Annotated in this window: 18 protein-coding genes and 1 tRNA gene; 5 read left to right on the forward strand and 14 right to left on the reverse strand. The window is 67.7% G+C overall.

The genetic code is table 11. The features are described 5' to 3' along the window. The first annotated feature begins 74 nt into the window (after nt 1-74). Nucleotides 75-148 (forward strand) — tRNA-Cys (locus DB459_RS22235). A 160-nt stretch (nt 149-308) separates the two neighbouring features. Here the strand turns inward: DB459_RS22235 and DB459_RS22240 are convergent. The 6 genes from DB459_RS22240 to DB459_RS22265 form a co-directional block, all read right to left on the reverse strand. Then, a complete protein-coding gene (locus tag DB459_RS22240) occupies nt 309-635 on the reverse strand; it encodes a glycine zipper domain-containing protein (protein WP_371926802.1) in 327 nt (108 codons plus the stop codon). A gap of 118 nt (nt 636-753) precedes the next feature. Beyond that, the gene (locus DB459_RS22245; protein WP_253707891.1) at nt 754-1,482 is read right to left on the reverse strand and encodes a tRNA-uridine aminocarboxypropyltransferase; all 729 of its coding nucleotides are present in this window, start codon (nt 1,480-1,482) and stop codon (nt 754-756) included. 48 nt (nt 1,483-1,530) lie between these two features. Then, nucleotides 1,531-4,632 (reverse strand): efflux RND transporter permease subunit, encoded by a 3,102-nt coding sequence (locus tag DB459_RS22250; RefSeq protein WP_305884143.1) that lies wholly within the window; start codon nt 4,630-4,632, stop codon nt 1,531-1,533. Then, the gene (locus tag DB459_RS22255; protein ID WP_253707895.1) at nt 4,629-7,757 is read right to left on the reverse strand and encodes an efflux RND transporter permease subunit; all 3,129 of its coding nucleotides are present in this window, start codon (nt 7,755-7,757) and stop codon (nt 4,629-4,631) included. Before DB459_RS22255 ends, DB459_RS22250 begins: the two co-directional genes overlap by 4 nt. A 16-nt stretch (nt 7,758-7,773) precedes the next feature. Beyond that, entirely contained in the window at nt 7,774-9,147 is a 1,374-nt protein-coding gene (locus tag DB459_RS22260) for an efflux RND transporter periplasmic adaptor subunit (RefSeq protein WP_253707897.1), read from the reverse strand. Beyond that, nucleotides 9,137-10,564, reverse strand: a complete 1,428-nt coding sequence (locus tag DB459_RS22265) for an efflux transporter outer membrane subunit (RefSeq protein WP_253713663.1) — start codon at nt 10,562-10,564, stop codon at nt 9,137-9,139. The genes DB459_RS22260 and DB459_RS22265 overlap by 11 nt, the downstream gene beginning before the upstream one ends. An 879-nt stretch (nt 10,565-11,443) precedes the next feature. On the opposite strand from DB459_RS22265, the gene DB459_RS22270 reads away from it, so the two are divergent. From DB459_RS22270 to DB459_RS22280, 3 genes are all read left to right on the forward strand, one after another. After that, nucleotides 11,444-12,673 carry a cyclopropane-fatty-acyl-phospholipid synthase family protein gene (locus tag DB459_RS22270; protein WP_253707900.1) on the forward strand — a complete coding sequence of 410 codons (1,230 nt, stop codon included), beginning with the start codon at nt 11,444-11,446 and terminating at the stop codon, nt 12,671-12,673. Between the two features lie 122 nt (nt 12,674-12,795). Beyond that, the gene (locus DB459_RS22275; RefSeq protein WP_253707903.1) at nt 12,796-13,827 is read left to right on the forward strand and encodes a cysteine synthase A; all 1,032 of its coding nucleotides are present in this window, start codon (nt 12,796-12,798) and stop codon (nt 13,825-13,827) included. A 34-nt stretch (nt 13,828-13,861) separates the two neighbouring features. Further along, a complete protein-coding gene (locus tag DB459_RS22280; protein WP_253707905.1) occupies nt 13,862-14,587 on the forward strand; it encodes a glutamine amidotransferase in 726 nt (241 codons plus the stop codon). Between the two features lie 89 nt (nt 14,588-14,676). Here DB459_RS22280 and DB459_RS22285 read toward each other — a convergent pair whose 3' ends face one another. The 4 genes from DB459_RS22285 to DB459_RS22300 are packed head-to-tail and all read right to left on the reverse strand — an operon-like array spanning nt 14,677 to nt 19,180. Next, a complete protein-coding gene (locus DB459_RS22285; RefSeq protein ID WP_305884144.1) occupies nt 14,677-15,417 on the reverse strand; it encodes an amino acid ABC transporter ATP-binding protein in 741 nt (246 codons plus the stop codon). Between the two features lie 14 nt (nt 15,418-15,431). Next, complete coding sequence (locus DB459_RS22290) at nt 15,432-16,937, reverse strand: amino acid ABC transporter permease (protein WP_253707908.1); 1,506 nt, start codon at nt 16,935-16,937, stop codon at nt 15,432-15,434. Further along, nucleotides 16,934-18,139, reverse strand: coding sequence for an amino acid ABC transporter permease (locus DB459_RS22295; RefSeq protein ID WP_253707911.1), 1,206 nt, complete (start codon nt 18,137-18,139; stop codon nt 16,934-16,936). The genes DB459_RS22290 and DB459_RS22295 overlap by 4 nt, the downstream gene beginning before the upstream one ends. A 24-nt stretch (nt 18,140-18,163) precedes the next feature. Next, entirely contained in the window at nt 18,164-19,180 is a 1,017-nt protein-coding gene (locus tag DB459_RS22300; protein ID WP_253707913.1) for an amino acid ABC transporter substrate-binding protein, read from the reverse strand. Nucleotides 19,181-19,537: 357 nt separating this feature from the next. Between DB459_RS22300 and metC the strand changes: the two genes are divergently transcribed. Beyond that, nucleotides 19,538-20,722, forward strand: coding sequence for a cystathionine beta-lyase (metC, locus tag DB459_RS22305; protein ID WP_253707915.1), 1,185 nt, complete (start codon nt 19,538-19,540; stop codon nt 20,720-20,722). Between the two features lie 6 nt (nt 20,723-20,728). Here metC and DB459_RS22310 read toward each other — a convergent pair whose 3' ends face one another. From DB459_RS22310 to DB459_RS22325, 4 genes are all read right to left on the reverse strand, one after another. Beyond that, nucleotides 20,729-21,064 (reverse strand): lipid-A-disaccharide synthase N-terminal domain-containing protein, encoded by a 336-nt coding sequence (locus DB459_RS22310; protein WP_253707917.1) that lies wholly within the window; start codon nt 21,062-21,064, stop codon nt 20,729-20,731. Continuing rightward, nucleotides 21,054-21,815 carry a glycosyltransferase family 2 protein gene (locus tag DB459_RS22315; protein WP_253707919.1) on the reverse strand — a complete coding sequence of 254 codons (762 nt, stop codon included), beginning with the start codon at nt 21,813-21,815 and terminating at the stop codon, nt 21,054-21,056. Before DB459_RS22315 ends, DB459_RS22310 begins: the two co-directional genes overlap by 11 nt. A gap of 150 nt (nt 21,816-21,965) precedes the next feature. Further along, nucleotides 21,966-22,769 (reverse strand): phosphatase PAP2 family protein, encoded by an 804-nt coding sequence (locus DB459_RS22320; protein WP_253707921.1) that lies wholly within the window; start codon nt 22,767-22,769, stop codon nt 21,966-21,968. A gap of 1 nt (nt 22,770) precedes the next feature. Beyond that, nucleotides 22,771-24,519, reverse strand: coding sequence for a glycosyltransferase family 39 protein (locus DB459_RS22325; RefSeq protein ID WP_253707923.1), 1,749 nt, complete (start codon nt 24,517-24,519; stop codon nt 22,771-22,773). Nucleotides 24,520-24,537 lie beyond the last annotated feature (18 nt).

Raw genomic sequence — 24,537 nt, forward strand, 5'->3', positions numbered from 1 at the left:
GCAAGTAGAGGTATGAGGAGCGGGCGAACGACCTTGCGCAAGAGCTTTGACCCCTGTAACAACGCGCCCCGTGGGGCCACGTGGCGGAGTGGTTACGCAACGGTCTGCAAAACCGTGTACACCAGTTCAATTCTGGTCGTGGCCTCCATAAATCACATTATATTTCAATTGCTTATATGGTGCGTCGAAAGTCGCTCCTGCGCCGGCGCGACCGTCTCCTACGGGACCGCACCAGGCCGCCCCGCCCAGCGATGGCAGCGGCTCTCACGGTCCGGACCTCCGGCGCGGGCCGCAGCGCCGGCTGCTGCTCAATAGCAATAGCGCTGGCTGACCCGGATCCAATTGCCGTCCGGCCGCTGCACATAGCAGCCCTGGTGCCAGGCGTAGTAGCCGCGCCGGTTGCGCTGGGCCTCGGAGGCGATCAGCGCGCCGGTCGTCGCCCCGACCACCGCGCCAATGGCGGCGCCGCCACCGCGGCCCGTGACCGCGCCGCCGACGATCGCGCCGGCTGCGCCGCCGAGCAGCGCTCCCGCGAGCGGATCCTGCGCCTGCGCGGCAGGCAGGCTCGAGAGCATGATCGCGAGCACGGTGCCCGCCAGGATCGCCGGTCGTTTGATGGTCGTGCTGATCGTCATTGCTTCCTGCCTCCTCGCGAGCCCTGAAGATGCGCGCTTCAATCGCAGCGGCACTATTGCCGGGCTTCCCGCCCGTTCCTTGATCAGGCTCAAGGTGTCGGACGCTCGCGGCGGCCGCTCACCGGCGCCGGCGGCGCCAGTCGCGCTTGGGCTTCGGCGGCGGGAGGAGCCCCGGCAGGTTCGCCTGGACGGCACGATATTTGGCGAGCAGCGCCGCGAAGCTCGCGTGCAGCGCGGTCTCGATCTCGGGACGGCCCTCGATCCGGGCCATCAGCATGCCCGCCGCCTCGATGGTCGACAGCCCGTCGCGGCGCGGCTCCCGGCGCAGTTTGCCGTACAGCGACGGCCGGGCCGGGCCGAGAATCACCCGCTGGCACTTCAGCATCCACGGGTTGCGCCACCACAGCGCCTTGGCCTGGCTCCAGCTGCCGTCGAGCAGGATGACGCCTTCCAGATCGCGCAGGATGGCGCGCTGATGGGGATCGACCTGACCCTTGCGGTCGACCACCACGACGTCCTCGTCGGCGGCAAGATCGGCGAGGCGCAGCGAGCCGAGATAGAGCACCGCCCAGCGCGCCGGATCGACGTCGTGGCCGAGGATCTTCGACAGGCTCGGCCAGGACAGCCCGATCTTGAGCACGGCGCCCGCGAAATGCAGCGTGGTGAGCCGCGCGGTGCCGAGCAGCCGGTCCTGCTCCTGCGGGTGCTGGAGGATGAGAAGCTGCAGCCGGCTCCTGAGCGGCGTGACCGCGTCGCAGACGCAGAGCGGCAGCGGCTTGCCGCAGCGCGGACAATCGGCGATCGCTTCGAGGTCGGCGGGTGGAACTGCGGCGGGTTGATCGGACATCGGCCGGCTATACGCCCCTCCCCGCCGCCCAGCAACCGCGCAGCGGCGCTATTCGGCCGGCGCGGCATGCGGCGCCGCGGCTCTGCGGCGGCGCAGCCGATCGATCAGCAGATAGATTACCGGCGTGGTGTAGAGCGTCAGGATCTGGGAGATGACGAGGCCGCCGATGATGGTGATGCCGAGCGGCCGGCGCAATTCGGTGCCGGGGCCCGTCGCCACCACCAACGGCACCGCCGCGAGCAGCGCCGCCATGGTGGTCATGATGATCGGCCGGAAGCGCGCGATGCAGGCCTCGAAGATCGCCTCGTCGGACGACAACCCGCGCCGTCGTTCGCCATCGAGCGCGAAGTCCACGATCATGATGCCGTTCTTCTTGACGATTCCGATCAGCAGGATGATGCCGATGAAGGCGATCACGGTGAGCGGCGTGCCGGTCACCTGCAGCGCCAGCAGCGCGCCGAGCCCCGCCGGCGGCAGGGTCGAGATGATGGTGAGCGGGTGCGCCAGGCTCTCATAGAGCACGCCGAGCACGATGTAGACCGCCACCAGCGCGCCCAGGATCAGCAGCGGCTGGCGCCCCGCGGTCTTCTGGCTGTCGGCGGCGTTGCCCTGGAGATCGCCGCGAATGCCTTCCGGCATGTGCAATTCGGCGACGGCGAGCCGGATCGCCGCGGTCGCGGTCTCCAGCGGCACATTGGGCAGCAGGTTGAAGGAGACGGTGGTCGAGGGATACGGGCCGGAGTGATAGACCGCGAGGGGCGCGAGGCCGCGCGTGCGATGGACCACCGCCGAGAGCGGCACCTGCGCCCCGTTATTGCCCGCGACGTAGATGTGATCGAGGTCGCCGGGATCCTCCTGAAGCGCCGGATTGACCTCCAGCACCACCTTGTACTGGTTGCGCTGGGTGTAGACCGTCGAGACCTGGCGCTGCGAGAAGGCGTTGTTGAGCGCGTTGTCGATGTCCTGAACGTCGACACCGAGACTGGCCGCGGTGTTGCGGTCGATCGTGAGCGCAAGCTGCAGGCCGCCGGGGTCGCTGTCCGCGGAGATGTCGGTGATCCCCTCGACGGTTTCCATGCGCTTGGCGACGATGGGGCCCCATTTCTGCAGCAGCGACAGGTCGTCGCTCGACAGCGTGTACTGATATTCGGAATCGCTCTGGCGGCCTCCGGCGCGAATGTCCTGGGCGGCGACCATGAACAGGCGGATGCCGGGAATGCGAACGAGTTCGCGCCGCATCCGGTCGATGACGATCTGGGTCGGCACGCCGCGCGCGGCCAGCGGCTTGAGGTTGATGAAGACCGTGCCGTGGTTGGCGCCGCCGCCCATGGGGCCGCCGCTGCCGCCGACGATCGATCCGGCACCCTCGACCGCGGGATCGGCCATCACGACGTCGACGACCCGCTGCTGCAGCTGCAGCATCGCCTGGAACGAGGTGTCGGCGGAAGCGCGTGTCGCGCCGAAGATGAAGCCGCTGTCGTCGCTCGGGAAATAGCCCTTGGGCAGCTTGGCATAGAGCACGATCGTGAGCGCGATGGTGGCGAAGAAGACGATCAGGGTCTGGAACGGAAATCCCAGTACGGCGCGCAGGCTGCGTTCGTAGAAGCGCACGGTGGCGCCGAGTGCACGTTCCGAGAGGCGGTCGTACCAGGTGGCGTCCGGCGCGGTGGGTCGCTTGATGTAATGGGCGCAGATCATCGGCGTGATGGTCAGCGACACCACCGTCGACACCAGGATGGCGAAGGTCAGGGTCAGGGAGAATTCCCGCAGCAGCCGGCCGACGAGACCTTCCATCAGGATCAGCGGCGTAAAAGCGGCGATCAGCGACAGGCTGATCGACAGCACGGTGAAGCCGATCTGGCGCGCGCCGAGCAGCGCCGCCTGGAACGGGGCGAGCCCCTCCTCCAGGTTGCGGTACATGTTCTCGATCATGACGATGGCGTCGTCGACGACGAAGCCGACCGAGATCGCCAGCGCCATCAGCGACAGGTTGTCGATGGAGAAGCCGGCGAGCCACATTCCGGCGCAGGTGCCGGCCAGCGCCAGCGGCACCGAGACCCCCGCCGCCACCGTCGGGGTCAGCCGGCGCAGGAAGATCAGCACCACCGCCATGACCAGCACCACGGTGGCGCCGAGCGTCCACTGCATGTCGGCGACGCTCGCGCGGATGGTGCCGGTGCGATCGGTCACGACCGCGATGTCGAGCCCCGCCGGCACCCACTGCTCCAGCTCCGGCAGCAGCGCCTTGATGCGGTCGACGGTGTCGATGACATTGGCGTCGCCCTGCTTGGTGATCTGGATCAGCACCGCGGGCTGCTTGTTGAACCAGGCGACCGAGCGGCTGTTGCGGCTGCCGTCGATCACGGTGGCGACATCGGCGAGGCGGACGAAGCTGCCGTTCGACGACTTGATGACGATGGCGCCGAATTCCGCCGCGGTGCGCATCTGCCGGTTGACGCTGATGGTCTCGGCCTGGCGTCCGCCCTCGAAGGTGCCGACCGGCCCGATGGCATTGGCATTGACCAGCGCCGTGCGGACGTCCTCGGTGGAGATACCGGCCTTGGCGAGCAGCATCGGATGGAGCTGTACCCGCACCGCCGGCTGGTCGGCACCGCTGACGGTGACCTCGCCGACGCCCGGCACCTGGGCGAGGCGCTGGGCCAGCACGGTGTCGGCGACGTCGTAGATCGCGCCGGCGGACATCGTCTTGGACGTCAGCGCCAGGATGAAGACCGGCGCCGCCGCCGGATTGGCCTTGCGGAAGGTCGGCAGCGTCGGCAGGTCGGTCGGCAGGTCGCCGAGCGAGGCATTGATCGCGGCCTGGACGTCGCGCGCCGCGCGGTCGACGCTGCGCCCGATGGCGAACTGCACCTGGATGCTGGTGGTGCCGAGCGAGTTCACCGAAGTGATCTGGTCGACGCCGGCGATCTCGCCGAGCCGGCGCTCCAGCGGCGCCGCGACGGTGGCCGCCATCACCGAGGGATCGGCGCCCGGCCGGCTCGCCGACACCCGGATCATCGGGAAATCGACGTTGGGCAGGCTCGCCACCGGCAGGTTGAGGTAGGCCACCGCGCCGACCAGGAACAGCCCGATCGCCAGCAGCGTCGTGCCCACCGGCCTGCGGATGAAGGGCTCGGAGAAGGACATCACTGCATGCCTTCGCTGACGCCGGCGATCGGCGTCGGCGGTTCCGGCACCGGCGGCAGCGCCCGTTCGAAGCGGCGGTTGATGCGGTCGAGCGCCAGGTAGATCACCGGCGTCGTGTAGAGCGTCAGCAGCTGGCTGAGCAGCAGGCCGCCGATGATGGAGATGCCGAGCGGAAAGCGCAGCTCGGCGCCGGTGCCGCTTTCCACCGCCAGCGGCAGCGCGCCGAACAGCGCCGCCAGGGTCGTCATCATGATCGGACGGAAGCGCAGCAGGCAGGCCTGAACGATCGCGTCATAGGGCGACAGGCCCTGGCTGCGCTCGGCGTCGAGCGCGAAATCGATCATCATGATCGCGTTCTTCTTGACGATGCCCATCAAGAGGATGATGCCGATCAGCCCGATCACCGAAAGGTCCTGGCCGAACGCCATCAAGGCGAGGATGGCGCCGACGCCGGCCGACGGCAGCGTCGAGAGAATGGTGATCGGATGGATGTAGCTCTCGTAGAGCACGCCCAGCACGATGTAGATGGTCACCACCGCGGCGAGGATCAGCCAGGGCTGGCCGGCGAGCGCCCGGGAGAATTCCGCGGCGTCGCCGGAATAGAGCCCGGTGACGCTGCCCGGCATCCCGATCCGGGCCTCGGCCTGCGCGACCGCGGCGACACCCTCGCCGAGTGCGACGCCCGGCGCCAGATTGAAGCTGAGCGTCGCCGCCGGGAATTGCGCCTGATGGGAGATCGCCAGCGGCGCCGTGGTTCGTTCGAGCGTGGCGATCGCCGCAATCGGCACCTGGGCGCCGTTGGCGCCGGGCACATAGAGCCGCGACAGCACGCCGGGATCGCGCTGGTCCTGCGGCAGCGCCTCGAGCACGACGCGGTACTGATTGGCCTGGCCGTAGATGGTCGAGACCTGGCGCTGGCTGAAAGCGTCGTTGAGGGTGTCGGTGACCGACTGCAGCGACACCCCGAGCTGCCCGGCGCGCTGGCGGTCGACGTCGAGCGCGGCGCGCAGGCCGCCCTCCTGCGCCTCCGACGAGACGTCCCTGAACAGGGGATTGCGCCGCAATTCCTGGACGAGGCGGTCGGACCAGGTGGCGACGTCGGCGGCGCTGCTCGCGGTCAGCGTATATTGGTACTGCGAGCGGCTGGCGCGGGTGCTGATCTGGATGTCCTGCACCGGCTGGAAATAGACCGCCATACCGGGAATGCCGGCGATCCGGCCTTTCAGGCGCTCGGTGATGACGCTGACATCCGCGGCCCGCTCGCCGCGCGGCCGCAAGGTGATGACGATGCGCCCGACATTGGGCGTCGGATTGACCGAACCCGCGCCGATCACCGAGACGACGCCGGTGACGTCGGGATCGGCCCTGATCGCGGCAGCGACCTTGGTCTGGCGCTGCTGCATCTCGGCGAAGGAGACGTCGGGCCCGGCTTCGGTGACCGCGGTGATCGAGGCGGTGTCCTGCAGCGGCAGGAAGCCTTTCGGGGCGAGGGCATAGAGCGCGAGGGTCGCCGCCAGAGTGGCGAAGGTCACGACCAGCGTCGCGCGCTGGCGTCGCAGCACCCACAGCAGCGAACGGTGATAGGACGCGGCGCTGCGGTCGATGAAGCCGCTGATGGCGGCGAGCCCCGGGATCGCCCATTCGTCTTCGTGGCGCCTGAGCAGCCGCGAGCACATCATCGGCGTCAGCGTCAGGGACACGATCGCCGAGGTCACCACGGCGATGGTCAGCGTCAGGGCGAATTCGCGGAACATGCGGCCGACGAGGCCGGACATGAACAGCAGCGGAATGAACACCGCGATCAGCGATACGGTGAGCGAGATTACGGTGAAACCGATCTCGCGGGCGCCGCGCAGCGCCGCCTCCATGGCGCTCTCGCCGTTCTCCATGTGACGGACGATGTTCTCGATCATGACGATGGCGTCGTCGACGACGAAGCCGGTGCCGATGGTCAGCGCCATCAGCGACAGGTTGTCGAGACTGAAGCCGGCGAACCACATCACCCCGAAGCTGGTGATCAGCGATAGCGGCAGCGCCACGCCGGCGATCACCGTGGCGCGGAAGGAGCGCAGGAACAGCAGCACCACCAGGGTGACGAGGGCGACGCTGAGCAGCAGCGTGAACTGCACGTCGTGAACCGAGGCGCGGATGGTGACGGTGCGGTCGCTCACCACCGTGAGCTTGACGCCGGCGGGAATGGCGCGCTGCAGCCGCGGCAGTTCGTTGCGGATCTGCTGGACGACGTCGATGACGTTGGCGCCGGGCTGGCGCTGAATGTCGATGATCACCGCCGGTGTGCCCTGGTACCAGCCGCCGGTCCGATCGTTCTCCAGGCCGTCGATGATGGTGGCGACGTCGCCGATGGTGACGGGACTGCTGTTGCGATAGGCGATGATGATCGGCCGGTAGGCGTCGGCGGCGGTGATCTGGTCGTTGGCGGCGATGGTGTAGGCCTGCTGGGCGCCATCGAGCGAGCCCTTCGGGCCGGAGACATTGGCGTTGGCGATGGCCTGGCGCAGATCCTCGAGCCCGATGCCGTAGGCGGCGAGCCGGGCGAGATCGGCCTGGATGCGCACCGCGGGCTTCAGGCCGCCGAGCACCGCAACCCGCCCCACCCCGCTGATCTGAGCGAGGCGCTGCGCCAGCATGGTGTCGGCAAGATCGCTCATCGACCGCAGCGAGGTGGTCTCGGAGGTCAGCGCCAGGGTCAGCACCGGCGCGTCGGCGGGGTTCACCTTGGCGTAGGTCGGCGGATACGGCAGATTCTTCGGCAGCACGCCGGCGGCGGCATTGATCGCCGCCTGGACGTCCTGGGTGGCGCCGTCGATGTCGCGGTTGAGGTCGAACTGCAGCGAGATCTGGCTGACGCCGAAGGAACTCGTCGAGGTCATCACCGCCAGCGACGGGATCTGGCCGAGCTGGCGCTCCAGCGGCGCCGTGATCAGCGAGGCGGCGACGTCGGGGCTGGCGCCGGGCAGCTGCGTCGTCACCTGGACCGTGGGAAAGTCGACCTGGGGCAGCGCCGAGACCGGCAGCGCCCAATAGCCGAGCAGTCCGCCGATCAGCAGGGCCACGCCGAGCAGCGAGGTCGCGATCGGGCGGCTGATGAATGGCTCGGAAACGCTCATGGCGCGTTTCTCCGTGTCATTGCGGCGGCCGCCCGCCGGTGGCCCCGCCCGGCCCGTTGCGATTGCCCTTGTCGGCGGCCGGGGCCGCGGCCGTCGGCCCGGCTTTTTGCGCGCCATTCTTCGAGCCCTGGGCCCCCGGGCCGCGCCGCCGCGGCGCAAGATCCGGCGCGATCGTCTGATCGGCCGAGCCGACCGCAACCTTGGCGCCTTCGGAGAGATTGGCAAAGCCGGTGGTGACCACGCGATCATTGACCGTCAGCCCGTTGCCGATCACCGCGTCGGTCTCGTTCTGCTGGATGACGCTCACCGCATGCGCGGTCACGATATTGTCCGCGCCGATGACGTAGCTGAAGGTGCCGGCGGGCCCGCGCTGGACCGCGGAGGTCGGCACCACCAGGGCCTTGTCCAGGGTCTCGACCTTGAGGCGGACATTGACGAACTGGCCGGGCCAGAGCTGGCGGCTGGCGTTGGGGAATTCGGCCTTCAACTTCACCGTGCCGGTGGTGGAATCGACCTGGTTGTCGATGCTTCTGAGTTCGCCGCTATCGATCACGGTGCGGCCGTCATTGCCGAACACGTCGACCGCGAGTGCGTGCGCCGCCGCCGCGGCGTTGACGCGTCCGACCTGCTGCTGCGGCAGGCTGAACCAGACCGAGATCGGCTCCATCTGGGTGATGATGACGATGCCGGTCGAATCCGAGGCGTGGACGATATTGCCGGCATCGACCTGGCGCAGGCCGGTGCGGCCGGACAACGGCGCCGTGATCCTGGTGTAGCCGAGCGTCGCCTTGGCATTGTCGATGGCGGCCTGGTCGGAATTCACCTGGGCTTCGTATTGCGCGACCAGCGCCTTCTGGGTGTCGGCCTGCTGGGTCGAGCCGGCGTGCGCCGTGGCGAGTTGCTGGTAGCGCGTGAGGTCGATGCGGGCATTGGCGAGCAGCGCTTCGTCCTGGGCCTTCTTGGCGACGGCCTGGTCGTACTGCGCCCGGTAGATTACCGGGTCGATTTCGGCGAGCACGTCGCCGGCCTTGACGTCCTGGCCTTCCTTGAAATTCACCGACACCAGCCGGCCGTCGACCTGGGCGCGCACGGTGACGGTGTTGAGCGCACGCACGGTGCCGACGCCGTCGAGATAGACCGGCACGTCCTCGATCCGCGGCGTCGCCGCGAGCACCGGCACCGCGATGTCCGCCCGGCCGGCGGGCGTTCCGAACGGACCGCCCTGCCGCGCCGGCTGTCCGGAGTTCTGCATCGCCGACCAGCCGATATAGCCGAGCCCGGCCAGGATCAGCGCCGTGACGGCGAGCGAGACCACGCGCCGGCGCGCTCGCGCCAGCATGCCGGTCCGCGCCGGCACATCGGTCTTGGTGGGATCGGGCTTAAAGAGCATCGGCGGGCCTTTCGGTCGCCGGCAGCCATCCGCCGCCGAGCGCCTGGTAGAGGCTGATGACCGCCTGGAAGCGCGCAAGCTGGGCCTGCGCCAGGGCGTCCTCCGCCTGGAATAGCGTGAGTTGGGTGTTGAGCAACGTCACGATGTCGATAGTGCCGGCGCGCAGGCGCTGGTCCGACAGATCGAAGGCCCGCCGCGAGGCGGCGGTCTGGGCCTGCTGGAGGCGCAGGCGGATGGCGGTCTGGCGGACGGCGTTGAGAGCATTGTCGACATCGGCGAAGGCCGAGACCACGGTCTTGCGGTAGGTCTGCAGCAGTTCGTCCTGCCGCGCCCGCTGATAATCGAAATTGGCCAGGATGCGGCCGCCGTCGAAGATCGGCTGGGTGGCGCCGGCGGCGATGTTGTAGAAAACGGCGTTGGGCGTGAACAGCGCCGCGAGGGCCGCGCTCTGATAGCCGCCCTGGCCGGTGAGTTGAATGCTCGGGAAGAATTGGGCGCGGGCATTGCCGACATTGGCAGTCTGCGACGCCAGCTGCGCCTCCTGGCGGCGGATGTCGGGCCGCTGGGTCAGGAGTTCGGAGGGCAGCCCGGGCGTGACCCGCGGCAGCGCGAGGCGGATGAGCGAACCGCCATCGACCCGCAGGCTTTCCGGCGGCCGCGACACCAGCGTTGCCAGGGCGTTGACGTTCTGTGCCAGGGTCTGGCGCAGCGGCGGCACCGAGGCTTTCTGGCTGAGAAGAACGCTCTCCTGCTGAGCGAGATCGAGGTCGGTGCTGGTCCCCGCCTCCACCCGCGTCTTGATCGCGTCGTAGATGCGCTGGGCGCTGGCGATGTTGCGGTTGGCGATGCGGATGCGGTCCTGGGTCGACAGCACCTGGAAATAGGCATTGGCGACGCCCGCATAAGTGGTGAGCGCGACGACGTCCCGATCGAAGCGGTTGGCGTTGGCGGTCTCTTCCGCCGCCAGCGTGGCATCGCGGTTCTTGCCCCAGAAGTCGATTTCGTAGCTGGCGCTGAGCGAGGCCGAATAGGTCGTGATCTCGCGCCCGGCGCTGGTCAGGCCGGTGCTGGTGCTGGTGATGCTGGCGCTGGAGGACTTGGAGTGCTGCACCTGGCCGTTGCCGCTCAGGGTCGGCAGCAGCGCGGCGCCGGCGCTGCGCGCCAGGGCATCGGCCTGGATGATCCGCGCCGTCGCAGCCGCGATGTCGAGATTGACCGTCTGGGCCTCCTCGATCAGTGCGGTGAGCTCGGGCGACTTGAAGCCCCGCCACCAGTCGAGCGACGGCACCGCGGTTTCCGGCGCCTTGCCGGCTTCCTTGTAGCGCAGGGGCACATCGAGGGCGGGATCGGGCAGGTCCGCCTGCAACAGGCAGCCGCCATTGAGCAGGGCAACCCCGAGCGCGACGACGACACCGATCGTCGTCCGCCCGGCGCGGTCATGGCCCGTGACAAGCTGCCGCGGGCAATGAGCCTCCTTGTCGACGACAGGCGCGCCGGCGTTCACGCAGCCCACCGAACGGCGTCCTGCCGGTGCCTCGGGGCTTGGTTCCTGGTGGCGCCGAAGTCGCTCGGTCCGGCCGCGATATTCATGTTTTTGTTCATGTTTCCAAAAATGTCCGATCGTCTATTGTAGCCGCGGGCGCACGCCGCGGACAGTCATTCCGGTGCCGTTGTCCCGTGTCGGAAGGATGGCGGACGGCGCCGCCGCTCCAACGTTCTCACGCATAAATGGCCGCTGTGCCGGCATGACTTCGCTCAGCGTGCACTGCCACGGCGATCGCCGGCTTACATAAATTAAATTTAATCCGGATCGAGCGTGTCCCCTTCGGCACACTAGTGCGGTGGATCTGACGCTCGTTTCAGCATTGCAGCGCGTTCTTCAAACGCGCGTCAGATCCAAAACCGCACTAGAATCATATTGATGCTAGTGGCCTTTTGTTTCCAACGTTCGTATTCCTTTGCAGCAGGCGCTTCTACGAACGTTGGAAACGGGACACTAGGTCTCGGCATCGTTTGAGTCGGCGATGCGCGATCAGTTCAGGGTTGATTCGCCCACAGCTGCGATGGGATTGGCAGCCCCGAATCAGCTCTGTGCCGCGACGAGAGGCCTTGCGTCTTCGGGGCAAAGGCGCGAGGCTCGTGCGCCGCGAGCGGGCTGCTAGGGGTCTGGGTCGGTCCGCTCGGTCGCTGTGCTCGGGCGCTGCGCTGGTGTCAACGAAGCGGTGTCCACGAAGAGCGCGACAGCCTGGCTGTGAAGAATCCGGACCGCTGACTGCAACAGGATGTACGGATCCTAATGCACAAGCCCGTCGTTCTCACCCCTGACAACGTCGATCACTCCCTGCACGATCTGCCCCGCCTCACCCGCCTGGCGCTCGGCTTCGCCTCGCGGCTGCGGCGCGGCACCCTCGACGTCACCCTGCCCGACGGCCGCCGGGTCCGGTTCGGCGGACTGGAGCCGGGGCCCGCTGCGGTCATGACCATTCACGACCATGCCTTTGCGTGGCGCCTGCTCAACGGCGGCGACATCGGCATCGCCGAGGCCTATCTGCGTCGCGAATGGGACACGCCTGACCTGACCGAATTCCTCTATCTATTCTGCGTCAATCACGACCTGATTCAGGTCATGCTCGGCAGCAAGCCGCTGCTGCGCTTCGTGCAGACGGTGCGGCACTGGTTCAATCGCAACACCCGCCGGCAGGCGCGGCGCAACATCTACGCCCATTACGACATCGGCAATGCCTTCTATTCGGCCTGGCTCGATCCGAGCATGACCTATTCGTCGGCGCTGTTCGAGGATCAGGCCGCCGATCTCACCGCCGCCCAGCACAACAAGTACCGGCGCCTCGCCGAGGCGATCAATCTGAAGCCGGAGCACCGCCTCCTCGAGATCGGCTGCGGCTGGGGCGGCTTCGCCGAATTCGTGGCGAAGCATTTCGGCAGCCGTGTCGTCGGCCTGACCATCAGCCGCCAGCAGTTCGATTTCGCCCGCCGCCGCGTCCACGACGCCGGGCTTGCCGAGCGGGTGGAGATTCGGCTGCAGGACTATCGTGACGAGACCGGCCATTACGACCGGATCGCCTCGATCGAAATGATCGAGGCCGTGGGCGAGCAGTTCTGGCCGAACTATTTCACGCAACTGCGCGAGCGCCTGCTGCCCGGCGGCTTCGCCGGCATCCAGGCCATCACCATCCAGGACCGGCTGTTCGAGACCTATCGCAAGGAGGTGGACTTCATCCAGCGCTACGTCTTCCCTGGCGGCATGCTGCCATCGCCGAAGATTCTTGCCTCGCTGGGCGAGCGGTTCGGGCTGCCGGTGATCCGCGAGCGGGTCTTTGGCCTGGATTATGCGCGGACATTGGCGACCTGGCGCGACAATTTCCGCGCGGCCTGGCCCAGTCTCACGCCGCTCGGCTTCGATGACCGGTTCCGCCGGCTCTGGGAATATTATCTCGCCTACTGCGAGGCGGGCTTCCGGTCGGGCAATATCGACGTCCGGCAGGTGATCTTCGCCAAATCGGCCTGAGCGACCGGGCAATCCTGACGGCCGCGCAAGGTTTTTAATTCTGGTCGAAATGCTTTAGGCTCGGCCTTCCTTCGAACCAGCGCCGTCGCCTCTCGCGGCGGCGGCCAACCTTGCGTAACGCCATGCCCATTCACAACGGTGTCGTCGAAGCCATCGGCAATACCCCGCTGATCACGCTCAAGCACGCCTCGGCTGCGACCGGCTGCCGGATCCTCGGCAAGGCCGAATTCATGAATCCCGGCCAGTCGGTCAAGGATCGCGCCGCGCTCTTCATCATCCGCGACGCGGTCAAGCGCGGCACCCTCAAGCCCGGTGGCGTGATCGTCGAAGGCACGGCGGGCAATACCGGCATCGGCATCGCGCTGGTCGCCAATGCCCTCGGTTTCCGCACCGTCATCGTCATCCCGGAAACCCAGAGCCAGGAAAAGAAGGACATGCTGCGGCTGTGCGGCGCCGAGCTGGTCGAGGTGCCGGCGGTGCCCTATGCCAATCCGAACAACTACGTGAAACTGTCCGGGCGGCTCGCCGAGCAACTGGCGAAGACCGAGCCCAATGGCGCGATCTGGGCCAACCAGTTCGACAACGTCGCCAACCGGCAGGCCCATATCGAGACCACCGCCCCGGAAATCTGGGCCCAAACCGAGGGCAAGATCGACGGCTTCGTCTGCTCGGTCGGCTCCGGCGGCACGCTGGCCGGCGTCTCCATGGGACTGAAGGCGAAGAACCCCGACGTCCGGATTGCGCTGGCCGACCCGCTCGGATCGGCGCTGTTTTCCTACTACACGACCGGCACCCTCAAGTCGGAAGGCTCGTCGATCACCGAAGGCATCGGCCAGGGCCGGGTCACAGCCAACCTGGACGGCGCCACCGTCGACGCCGCCTATCAGATCCCCGACAGCGAAGCCGTGCCGCTGATCTATGATCTCCTCCTCAAGGAGGGGCTCTGCCTCGGCGGCTCGACCGGCATCAATGTCGCCGGCGCCATCCGGATGGCGAAGGATCTCGGCCCGGGGCATACCATCGTCACCGTGCTGTGCGACTACGGCACGCGCTACCAGTCGAAGCTGTTCAATCCGGATTTCATGCGCTCCAAGCAACTGCCCGTTCCGGAGTGGCTGGAGCGGCACAGCACTGTGAGCGTGCCCTTCGCCTGATCTTCACCTGCAAGCTGCCGCTGTGGAAAGCCAGATGGACCCGTCCCGCCCGTCCGCAGTCGCCCTCCGTCACATCGCCTTCGAGGATCTCGGCCTGCTCGGGCCGATCCTGGAGCATGGCGGCTGGTCGGTATCGACCGTCGACGCGCCGGTCGCGGAGCTTGATCGCCCCGAGATCGCCCATGCGGATCTCCTGATCGTCCTCGGTGGCCCGATCGGCGCCTACGAAGACGATCGTTATCCATTCCTTGCCCGGGAGATGGCGTTGCTGGAGCGCCGGCTGAAGGACGGCCGACCGACCCTCGGCATCTGCCTTGGCGCGCAGCTCATGGCCCGGGCGCTCGGCGGCCGGGTTTATGCGGGCGGGGTCAAGGAGATCGGCTGGGGACAGGTCGAACTGACCGATGCCGGCAAGGGCTCCTGCCTCGCAGACCTCGGCCGCGACGACGCGGCGGTGCTGCACTGGCACGGCGACACCTTCGACCTGCCCGCGGGCGCGACCCGTCTGGCGCGCAACGTCCATTACGACAACCAGGCCTTCGCCTGGGGCAAGAGCGCCCTCGCCCTGCAATTCCATCTCGAAGCCGATCCCGGCCAGCTCGAGAAATGGTATGTGGGCCATGCCCTGGAGCTCGCCCTCGCCGGGATCGGGCTCGATGAATTGCGCCAGACGACCGCGCGTGTCGCCGGCGTCGCCCGCCGCCAGGCGGAAGCCATTTTCGGCCGGTGGCTGGGCGATGTTCGCGCTTCCGCCGGCTGACGTCGCTCGGTTCGCCGTGTCGCCGGCGAAGTGTCGGCGCGCTCTCGCTGCAACTCCCTTGCGACGGCCGCGACGCCCCGCCTCGCGGATCAGCGCAGGATCTGGCCGAGGAACAGCTTGCTCCGGGCGTGCTGCGGATTGGCGAAGAATTCCTTGGGCGTATTGGCCTCGATGATCTGGCCGGCGTCCATGAAGACGACCTGGCTGCCGACTTCGCGGGCGAAGCCCATCTCATGGGTGACGCACAGCATGGTCATCCCCTCGCGGGCGAGATCGACCATGGTGTCGAGCACTTCCTTGACCATTTCCGGGTCGAGCGCCGACGTCGGCTCGTCGAACAGCATCACCTTGGGATTCATGGCGAGGGCGCGAGCGATGGCGACGCGCTGCTGCTGGCCGCCCGACAACTGCCCCGGATACTTGCCGGCCTTGTCGGGAATGCGCACCCGCTCGAGGAATTTCATCGCTGTCGCTTCGGCATCCTTCTTGGGGATGTTGCGTACCCAGATCGGCGCCAGTGTGCAGTTCTCGAGCACGGTGAGATGCGGAAACAGGTTGAAGCTCTGGAATACCATTCCGACCTCGCGCCGCACCTCCTCGACGTGGCGCAGGCTCGGCCCCAGCTCGATGTTGTCGACGACGATGCTGCCTTCCTGGAATTCCTCGAGCGCATTGATGCAGCGGATGAAGGTCGACTTGCCCGAGCCGGAAGGGCCGCAGATCACGATGCGCTCGCCCTTGGCGACCTCGAGATGGATGTCGCGCAGCACGTGAAACTCGCCATACCATTTGTTGAGGCCGGAGACGGCGACGATCGCGTCCGTGGTCATGAAAGAATCTCTCCTCAGTGGCGCCGGTGCGCGTTCAGGCGGTGCTCGACGAACAGCGAATAGCGCGACATGCCGAAGCAGAAGGCGAAATAGATCAGTCCGGCGAAGGAAAAGCCGGTGAACAGCGTGGTCGGCGTCGCCCAGGTGGGATCGGAGAAGGCCGCGCGCAACGACCCGAGCAGGTCGAAGATGGCGACGATCAGCACCAGCGTGGTGTCCTTGAACAGGGCGATGAAGCTGTTGACGAGGCCGGGAATGACGTGGCGCAGCGCCTGGGGCAAGATCACGAGGCCCGTGGTCTTCCAGTAGGACAGGCCGAGCGCGCTGGCCGCCTCGGCCTGGCCGCGCGGCAGCGCTTGCAGGCCGCCGCGGACCACCTCGGCATTGTAGGCGCCCGAAAACAGCGCGACGCCGATCAGCACGCGCAGCAGCCCGTCGATGGTGAAGTTGCCGGGCAGGAACAGCGGCAGCATGTAGGTGGCGAAGAACAGCACCGTGATCAGCGGCACGCCGCGCCAGAACTCGATGAAGATGATGGAGAACAGCCGGATCAGCGGGATGGTGGCGCGCCGGCCGAGCGCCAGCGCGATGCCGATCGGCATGGAGGCGACGATGCCGGTGACCGAGACCACGAGGGTCACCAGCAGCCCGCCCCATTGGCGGGTATCGACGATCGGCAGGCCGCCGCGGTCGAGCCGCATCGCGGCGATCACGATGGCGATGACGATGAAGCCGGCAAGGCTGGCGGCGAGCGTGCGCCAGCCGCTGCGAAACCCGCCCGCCAGCAGGAACAATCCCAGCGAGACCACGATCGCGGTCAAGACGAGATCGGTCCAGACCGCTTCGCCCGAGGCGCGGATGAAGTCCCGCAGCCAGCCGAGCGGCGTCAGCGGAACCGCCAGAACGTCGCCGACCAGCACCAGGAGCTTGCCGAGCGGCACGAGCAGCGCGGCGGCAGCGCCGTGGGCGTCGGCCAGCGAACGCCCGGCTTCGACGATGCTGCCGGCGAGCGCCAGCAGCGCGTCGGCGCACCAGGTCAGGGCGAAGCCCTTGATCCCGCCGCCGTGGAGCAGGAAAATGGCGACGATCGGAAAGGCGATGAAGAACAGCGCCGCGTTGAGCGCCTTGGCCGGGGCCCGCGGGATCAGCAGCGGCAGCAGCAGCACGACAGCGACGGCGTAAGTGAGGTCGATCCGCCAGCGCTCGGTCTGCGGGTAGAAGCCGTACATGAATTGCGACAGCTTCGCCTTGACGAAGGGCCAGCAGGCGCCGACGGCGTGTCCGGCATTCTCGGCGAGGCAGGCGGTGCGATCGGTCCCCTGCCAGACCGCGTCGACCAGCAGGAAGCGCACCGCCGGGATCACCGTGAACCACAACAGCAGCGCGCTGGCGATGGTCAGCAGCGCGTTGGTCGGGGAATTGAACAGGCGCGTGCGCAGGACGCCGATGAAGCCCGTGGTCACCACCGGCGCGGTGCGCGGCGGCACGAGGTCCTGGCGAACGAAGGCGGGTGACGTCATGTCGCCCCCATGCTGCGGTTGATGCGCCAGCCGTAGAGGCTCATCAGCGCACTGGTGACGAGGGAAATCAGCAGGTAGACGCCCATGGTGATGGCGATGATCTCGATCGCCTGCCCGGTCTGGCTGAGCGTCGTGCCGGCGAAGACCGAGAACAGATCGGGATAGCCGATCGCGACCGCGAGCGAGGAGTTTTTGATCAGGTTCAGATACTGGTTGGTGAGCGGCGGCAGGATGACCCGCAGCGCCTGCGGCACCACGACAAGGCGCAGCACCGTGCCACGCGACAGGCCGAGCGAAGCCCCCGCCTCCATCTGTCCCTTGTGCACCGACAGGACACCGGCCCGAACGATCTCGGCAATGAAGGCCGCGGTGTAGATCGACAGCGCCAGTGTCAGCGCGACGAATTCGGGAATGATCCGCAGCCCGCCGCTGAAGTTGAAGCCACGCAGCACCGGAACGTCGAAAGTGATGGGCGCGCCGGTGAAGACGGCGGCAAGCAGCGGCAGCCCGACGAGCAGCGCGACGACCGCGGGCCAGATCCGCACCACCCGGCCCTTGTCGAGGTGCTGGCGCATCGCGTAGCGGCGCAGCAGCAGCACGCCCACGATCGCCAGCAGCAGCGCGACGACGAACGCGGTGAAGCCCGCCTGCGGCTCGGGGCTCGGCACCACGAAGCCGCGATTGCTGAGAAACGCGACGCCGAACAGCGAGATGCCCTGGCGCGGATTGGGCAGGCTCGCCAGCACGGCCAGGTACCAGAACAGGATCTGGAACAGCAGCGGCAGGTTGCGGACGATCTCGACATAGGCGCCGGCGAGGCGCGCCAGCAGCCAGTTGGGCGACAGCCGGCCGAGGCCGATGACGAAGCCGACGATGGTGGCGAAGACGATCCCGATCAGCGAGACGATCAGGGTGTTGAGCAGGCCGACGACGAAGACGCGGCTATAGCTGTCGGTCTCCGAATAGGAGATCAGCGACTGGCTGACGCCGAAGCCGGCGGTATTGGAAAGGAAGCCGAAACCGGAGGCGACGCGCTGGGCCTGCAGGTTGGCCCTCGCATTGGCGACGACCTCATAGCCGAGCCAGACCAGCAGCGCGACGAAGGCGATCTGGAGAGCGAGACCGCCCCAGCCGGCGCGGCCGCCGACCGCGCGCCGGAGCTTGGACCAGAATTGCGGCGGCGGCGGTCGCGAGGCGCTCATGGTGCGGCCCGGTGCGCGCGCTCGTCAGCGGATCGGCGGCGCGTACTGGATGCCGCCCTGATTCCAGAGACGGTTGAGGCCGCGGGCGATTTGCAGTTTGGAGCCGGCACCGACGTTCCGATCGAAGGATTCCCCGTAGTTGCCCACCCCCTTCACGATTCGTGCCACCCAGTCCTTGGTCAGGCCGAGCTGCTCGCCGAGATTGCCGTCGGTGCCGAACAGGCGCTTGAACTCGGGCTTGTCGGACTTGGCCATCTCGTCGACGTTCTTCTGGGTGATGCCGAATTCTTCAGCGTTGAGCATCGCGAACAGCGTCCATTTGACGATATCGAACCACTGGTCGTCGCCGTGGCGCACCACCGGACCGAGCGGCTCCTTGGAGATGATCTCCGGCAGCACCACGTGGTCGTTCGGATTGGCGAGCTTGAGACGCTCGGCATAGAGCTGGGAGACGTCGGACGTGAAGACGTCGCAGCGGCCCGCCTCATAGGCCTTGACGGTCTCGTCGGCCGAGCTGAAGGCGATCACCTCGTATTTCATGTTGTTCGCCTTGAAATAGTCGGCGAGGTTCTGCTCGGTCGTGGTGCCGGTCTGAACGCAGATCGAGGCGCTGTTGAGCTCGAGCGCCGAATTCACCTTCAACGCCTTGCGCACCAGGAAGCCCTGGCCGTCATAGTAGTTGACGCCGGTGTAGTTGAGGCCCAGCGACGTATCTCGCGACAGCGTCCAGGTCGAATTGCGGGACAGCACGTCGATCTCGCCGGACTGCAGCGCGGTGAAGCGATCCTTGGCGGACAGCGGCACGAACTTCACCTTGGTCGGATCGTCGAAGATGGCCGCGGCCACGGCGCGGCAGAGATCGACGTCGAGCCCGGTCCAGTTGCCCTTGTCGTCCGGTGACGAGAATCCCGGCAGGCCCTGGCTGACGCCGCAGGAGAGTACGCCGCGGTCCTTGACGGTCTTGAGGGTTTGCGCACCGGCGGTCTGGGTCGATGCGGCCGCGAAGACGGCGAGCGCGGCGAGGACGGAGACGCGTTTCATGACGGGACCTTTCACTGTGACGCGGGTCATTGTGGCGTGGACGATGTGGCCTGAAGATGGGACGTGAAGAATGACGCTAATGATGGTGTGACGTGGATTGTTGAACACGGCCGACGCCCACCGGCGCGCTTGGCAAAATGCTGCTCCGGAGCGCGGCCAACGGGGTAAATCGTTGCCGCGCATAACAGAACGGCGGCGGTAAGAGGTCAAGGGCTTGACGGCCTTCGTCCCCGGTCCTCATATCGGCCGCCCCCGCGGCAACGGCTGCCGCGCGGACTTGCGCAGGTTCCTGCCGGCGATTTGCGCACCCGCTGCACGCGAAACGATCCGGACCATAGAAGGCGACGATACAAGGCCATGGCTTCCCCCAGCGACCACCCGCTTGCCCCCGAAACCACCCTCGTCACCGCCGGCCGCGACACTGCGGCGCAGAACGGATTCGTCAATCCGCCGGTGGTGCACGGCTCGACCGTGCTCTACCCGACCGCGGCCGACCTGCATGCCCATCGCGGCGAATTCCAGTATGGCCGCCATGGCTCGCCGACGACGCGGGCGCTGCAGCAGGCACTGACGGCCCTCGAGGGCCCGAACTGCGCCGGGGTCGGTCTCGCGCCGTCGGGGCTCGCCGCGATCTCGACCGCTCTGCTCGCGGTGCTCAAGGCGGGCGACCATGTCCTGGTCTGCGACAGCGTCTATCGGCCGACCCGCGCGTTCTGCGACGATCTGCTCGGTCGCTATGGCGTCGAGACAAGTTATTTCGATCCGCTGATCGGCGGCGCCATCGACGCCCTGTTTCTGCCGAACACCCGGGCGGTGATGGTGGAAGCGCCCGGCTCGCAGTCCTTCGACATGCCCGACATCCGCGCCATCGCCGAGGTCGCCCATGGACGCGGCGCGCTGGTGCTCGACGACAATACCTGGGCGACACCGCTGTTTCACCGCTCGCTGGACCAGGGCGTCGATATCAGCATCCAGGCGGCGACCAAGTATCTCGGCGGCCATTCCGACATCCTGTTCGGGACGATCTCGGCCAACGCGGCGGCCTGGCCGCGCGTCGCCGAGGCGATCCGGCTGCTCGGCGTCTGCGCCGGTCCGGACGATGTCTTTCTGGCGCTGCGAGGCTTGCGCACCCTGTCGGTGCGGCTCGCCGCGCATCAGCGCGCGGGGCTGGAGATGGCGCATTGGTTCAAGGCGCGGCCTGAAGTCGCGCGGGTGCTTTATCCGGCGCTGCCGGACGATCCGGGTCACGCCATCTGGCGACGGGACTTCACCGGCGCCAGCGGGTTGTTCAGCGTCGTCCTCAAGCCGGTGCCGCAGGCCGCGGTCGATACCATGCTCGACAGCCTGAAGTTGTTCGGGATGGGCTATTCGTGGGGCGGCTTCGAAAGCCTCGTCATTCCGTTCGACTGCTCCTCGTATCGAACCGCGACGCGCTGGGCGCCGGAAGGCCCGACGCTGCGCTTTCATATCGGGCTGGAGAGCACCGACGACCTCAAGGCCGACCTCGATCGGGGCTTCGCGGCGCTGGGCGCCGCCCGTTGAGGAACCTTATTTCTCTTCGGCCGCGGTCTGCCGACCGTGGGTGACGATGAAGTAGAGGTTGCGCGCATAGACCAGCAGGCCGAGCGCCTGGCCGGCGATGAAGACCGGGTCGCGGCGGTACAGCGCGTAGGCCAGCAGCAGCACGCCGCCGCCGACCGAGAAGAACCAGAAGGCCGCCGGCACGACGCTGCGCCGCGCCCGCTCCGAGGCGATCCACTGCACCACGAAGCGCATGGTGAAGAGACCCTGGGCGACGAAGCCGAGCACCACCCAGCCATCGAAATTCATCACGAAGACGTCGTGCAGATAGGCGGCGATTTTGCCCCACAGATCAGCCGACATGACGGGCCACCTCGGTTGCGATCGGCTTGCTCTTCTTGCGACGGATCAGCCACCACACGCCGGCGAGATCCATGATCCCGACCCAGAGCCGGTCGAAGAAGCCGTAGTTCGAGACGCCGGCATGGCGCGGCCGATCGATGACGTCGACATAGGCGATCTCGAAGCCCTCGCGCCGGACCAGCGCCGGCAGGAAACGGTGCAGACCATCGAAATACGGCAGCGACAAGAACACCTCGCGCGGAAAGGCCTTCAGCCCGCAGCCGGTGTCGCGGGTGCCGTCATGAAGGATGGCGTTGCGAACCCGGTTCGCCACCTTTGACTGGAAGCGCTTGAAACCGGTGTCCTTGCGCCCCACCCGCTGCCCGGCAACGAGTCCGATGCGGCCGCCGCCCTGCTCCAGCCTGGCGATCAGCTCGCGCAGGAACTGGGGATTGTTCTGGCCGTCGCCGTCGAGCGTCGCGATCATGGCGCCGCGGGCGAACCGCACGCCGGTCCGCACCGCCGCCGATTGGCCGCAAGAGGCCTCGTGACGGACATGGCGCAGCTGCGGAAGCGAGGCCATCAGCGCCGTCAGCCGGTCGGCGGTGGCGTCGGTCGAGCCGTCATTGACGTAGATGATCTCGTGGGCCCAGCGGCCGTCGAGCGCGGCGACGATCTCGGCGACCAGCGGGGCGATATTGTCCGCCTCGTTGCGCACCGGCACGACGATCGAGACGGCCGGGCCATCTGCGCCGCAAGTCGTTGAATTCATGACACTCTCAATCCGCCTCACGGCGGCCGGAAGGCGCCGAAGGGCCGAGGATGGGTCCGGCGCGGCGAGCCCCGGCGGACGGTTTGGGCCCGCTTCTTATGGGGCCGCGACCCGCCCGGCAACCCCCTTCCGGCAGACCTCTGGCGGGCCTCAGAGAGCCGAGAAGGCGGGCGAAACCCGTCCGTCCGGCGAGATCTCGAAGCCGAGCCGCCGGACGGCGAACCAGTGGCGGACCGCCAAGGCGACCGAGACGCCGACGATGACACCGGCGAGCACGTCGCTGGGGTGATGGGCGACCAGGACAAGGCGGGTGGCGAGGATCACCAGCACGTAGACCACCACGACTCCGCCCAGCCGCGGCCAGATCGCCGCCACCGCCACCGCCAGCGCCGCCGCCGTGGTGGCATGCCCCGATGGCAGGCTGGCATAGGCTTCGCTCAGGCTCAGCGGCGCGAAGTGGAAGGCATCCGCCTTGCCGCCGACGAAGGGCCGGCCGCGCCCGACCAGGGCCTTCAGAAGTTCGCCGGCCAGGTTCGCCAGGGCCACCGAGAAGAACATCAAGGCGATCCGCGTCTGCCAGACCGCGAGCCGCAGGCGCCAGGCCCCCCGCGATGCCGGCAGCACGAACAGCACCACAAGCAACGCGCCCGCCAAGATCCACAGCACATAGGCCGCCTTGCCGAATTCGGTGAGGATGCGGGCCCACCACAGTTGTGGCGCGCCGCGCGTCGGCATCATGGTGATCACCGGCACGTCGACGGCAATCATCAGCGCCACCACGATCAGCGCGCCGCCGCCGAGCAGCAGCGCCAGCTGGCGTTGGAGGCGTCGCCGCGCCGCGGCGCGATGGGCCGGGATCGGCGCGCGCGCAAGGCGGCCGAGCGCGCGGCCGGTCTGCACCGGCAAGTCGCGCAGATAGGACCCGGCACCCTCGCCGCCCGCGTCGGCCGTCATCTCAGCGCGTTCCCTCGGAACGGAAGACCGCGATGGAAATCTGGCGTCCCTGCGAGAAATTGTAGCCGTCGATGCGCTCGGCCATGTCGTAGCGCAGGCCGATGGCCTCGGCGCGCTGGGCGAAGGCGCGCTCCTGACGCGATTCGATCAGGGCGAAGCGGCAGCTGCCCTGTTTGAGGAAGTCGGCGGCGCCCGAGCCGTCGGTGAGCAGGGTCGAGGTGCCGGTCATGAAGACGAGACTCGGCTCGTGATAGCCGGCGGCCGCGGCCTGGGGCCCGACGCACTCGACCGAACGCAGCGTCCGCGCCAGCGTGACGCTGGGGAACAGCGGGGTCAGCGACGGCAGCACCACGCCATAGACCACGACACCGAGAAACCACGAGGCGGCGACCGCATTGAGCACGGAGCGCTCAGCCTCGTTGTCGTCGTAAAGCCACCACGCGAACAGGCCGAAGATCATCGCCCCCGCGGCGAACGGCCAGGCGAGGAAGGCCGGTTGCAGCGTCAGTGCGATGGCGATGACGATCATCGCCACCGAGATCGCCGCCGGCCAGGCGAACCACCAGGCGGCGCCGCGCACCACCCATGGCGAGCGCGACAGCACGCGGCGCTCCAGCGCGCCCGCGATCAAAATGGCGATCGCCGGATAGAGCGGCAGCACATAATGCGGCAGCTTGGTGATGACGAGCTCGAAGACGATCCAGGAGGGCACCAGCCAGGCGAGCAGGAACTGTGCGCCGGGTTCGCGCCGTGCCCGCCAGATCGCCGGCGCCGCCATGCCGGCGAGCGCTGAGGAGGGCCAGAAGGTCACCCAGAACAGCAGGAAGTAGACGCCGGGCGGAGCGCCGTGGGATTCCTGACCGCTGGTCAGCTTGGTCAGCATGTCGCCGCCGATGGAGTCGGCGAAGAAGCTTTCGCCCGACCGCAGCACGATCAGGATGAACCATGGCAGCACCAGCACCATGGTCCAGATCAGCCCCCACACCGGTCGCAACTGCCACAGCCAGCCGCCCGAGCGGTCGAGCGCCACCAGGGTGATGATGGCGAAGGCCGCGAACATCAGGATCAGCGGCCCCTTGAGCAGCAGGCCGACCGCCATGGCGGTCCAGAACACCGCGGGCAGCACGAACGATGGTCGTGGGTTGTCGATGCCGCGCTGCCAGGGCACGTAGATGCGCGCGAGCGCGCCCATGGAGGCGACCGCGGCACACAGCAGCATGGCGTCGGTCTTGGCGAGGCGCGCCTCGACCCCGAGCAGCACACAGCTGCACAGCATCAGCGCGGCGAGCACCGCGCCGCGGCGGGTGACGAAAGTGAGTGCGGTCCAGTAGGTCAGCAGCACCGCGCCGATGGCACCGAGCAGCGATGGCACCCGATAGAGCCAGATCCGGACCTGGGCGCGGGGCAGCCCCAGCGCCGAGGCGCCCTCCACCGCTGCGGCCTGCAGCCAGTAGATGCCGACCGGCTTCTTGTAGCGGACCTCGTCCTGGTAACGGATGTCGACGAAATCGCCGGTCTCGACCATCTGCTTGGTGGCCTGGGCGAAGCGCGGTTCGTCGCGATCGACGGGCGGTATGGTAAAAAAACCGGGCAGGAAGAACAGCGCGCCGACCAGGATCAGGAAGACGACCGCCCGGCCGTGACTGCCCGCCACGATATCGAGCATGCGCGCCAGCGCCCGGCCCGGATCGGTCCGGTTGACCGGCTCGCGGGGCTCACCAAAGCGGGGGCGATAGAGGGTCTCACTCATTGGCCTCGCATACGATGA

The sequence above is a fragment of the Bradyrhizobium sp. WD16 genome, from assembly GCF_024181725.1.
GTDB lineage: Bacteria > Pseudomonadota > Alphaproteobacteria > Rhizobiales > Xanthobacteraceae > Bradyrhizobium_A.

What these genes read in the sequence shown, in the direction of transcription:
- DB459_RS22240 (WP_371926802.1), bottom strand. Translation starts at nt 635, where the DNA reads ATGACGATCAGCACGACCATCAAACGACCGGCGATCCTGGCGGGCACC.
- DB459_RS22245 (WP_253707891.1), bottom strand. Translation starts at nt 1,482, where the DNA reads ATGTCCGATCAACCCGCCGCAGTTCCACCCGCCGACCTCGAAGCGATC.
- DB459_RS22255 (WP_253707895.1), bottom strand. Translation starts at nt 7,757, where the DNA reads ATGAGCGTTTCCGAGCCATTCATCAGCCGCCCGATCGCGACCTCGCTG.
- DB459_RS22260 (WP_253707897.1), bottom strand. Translation starts at nt 9,147, where the DNA reads ATGCTCTTTAAGCCCGATCCCACCAAGACCGATGTGCCGGCGCGGACC.
- DB459_RS22270 (WP_253707900.1), top strand. Translation starts at nt 11,444, where the DNA reads ATGCACAAGCCCGTCGTTCTCACCCCTGACAACGTCGATCACTCCCTG.
- DB459_RS22275 (WP_253707903.1), top strand. Translation starts at nt 12,796, where the DNA reads ATGCCCATTCACAACGGTGTCGTCGAAGCCATCGGCAATACCCCGCTG.
- DB459_RS22280 (WP_253707905.1), top strand. Translation starts at nt 13,862, where the DNA reads ATGGACCCGTCCCGCCCGTCCGCAGTCGCCCTCCGTCACATCGCCTTC.
- DB459_RS22285 (WP_305884144.1), bottom strand. Translation starts at nt 15,417, where the DNA reads ATGACCACGGACGCGATCGTCGCCGTCTCCGGCCTCAACAAATGGTAT.
- DB459_RS22290 (WP_253707908.1), bottom strand. Translation starts at nt 16,937, where the DNA reads ATGACGTCACCCGCCTTCGTTCGCCAGGACCTCGTGCCGCCGCGCACC.
- DB459_RS22295 (WP_253707911.1), bottom strand. Translation starts at nt 18,139, where the DNA reads ATGAGCGCCTCGCGACCGCCGCCGCCGCAATTCTGGTCCAAGCTCCGG.
- DB459_RS22300 (WP_253707913.1), bottom strand. Translation starts at nt 19,180, where the DNA reads ATGAAACGCGTCTCCGTCCTCGCCGCGCTCGCCGTCTTCGCGGCCGCA.
- metC (WP_253707915.1), top strand. Translation starts at nt 19,538, where the DNA reads ATGGCTTCCCCCAGCGACCACCCGCTTGCCCCCGAAACCACCCTCGTC.
- DB459_RS22310 (WP_253707917.1), bottom strand. Translation starts at nt 21,064, where the DNA reads ATGTCGGCTGATCTGTGGGGCAAAATCGCCGCCTATCTGCACGACGTC.
- DB459_RS22315 (WP_253707919.1), bottom strand. Translation starts at nt 21,815, where the DNA reads ATGAATTCAACGACTTGCGGCGCAGATGGCCCGGCCGTCTCGATCGTC.
- DB459_RS22320 (WP_253707921.1), bottom strand. Translation starts at nt 22,769, where the DNA reads ATGACGGCCGACGCGGGCGGCGAGGGTGCCGGGTCCTATCTGCGCGAC.
- DB459_RS22325 (WP_253707923.1), bottom strand. Translation starts at nt 24,519, where the DNA reads ATGAGTGAGACCCTCTATCGCCCCCGCTTTGGTGAGCCCCGCGAGCCG.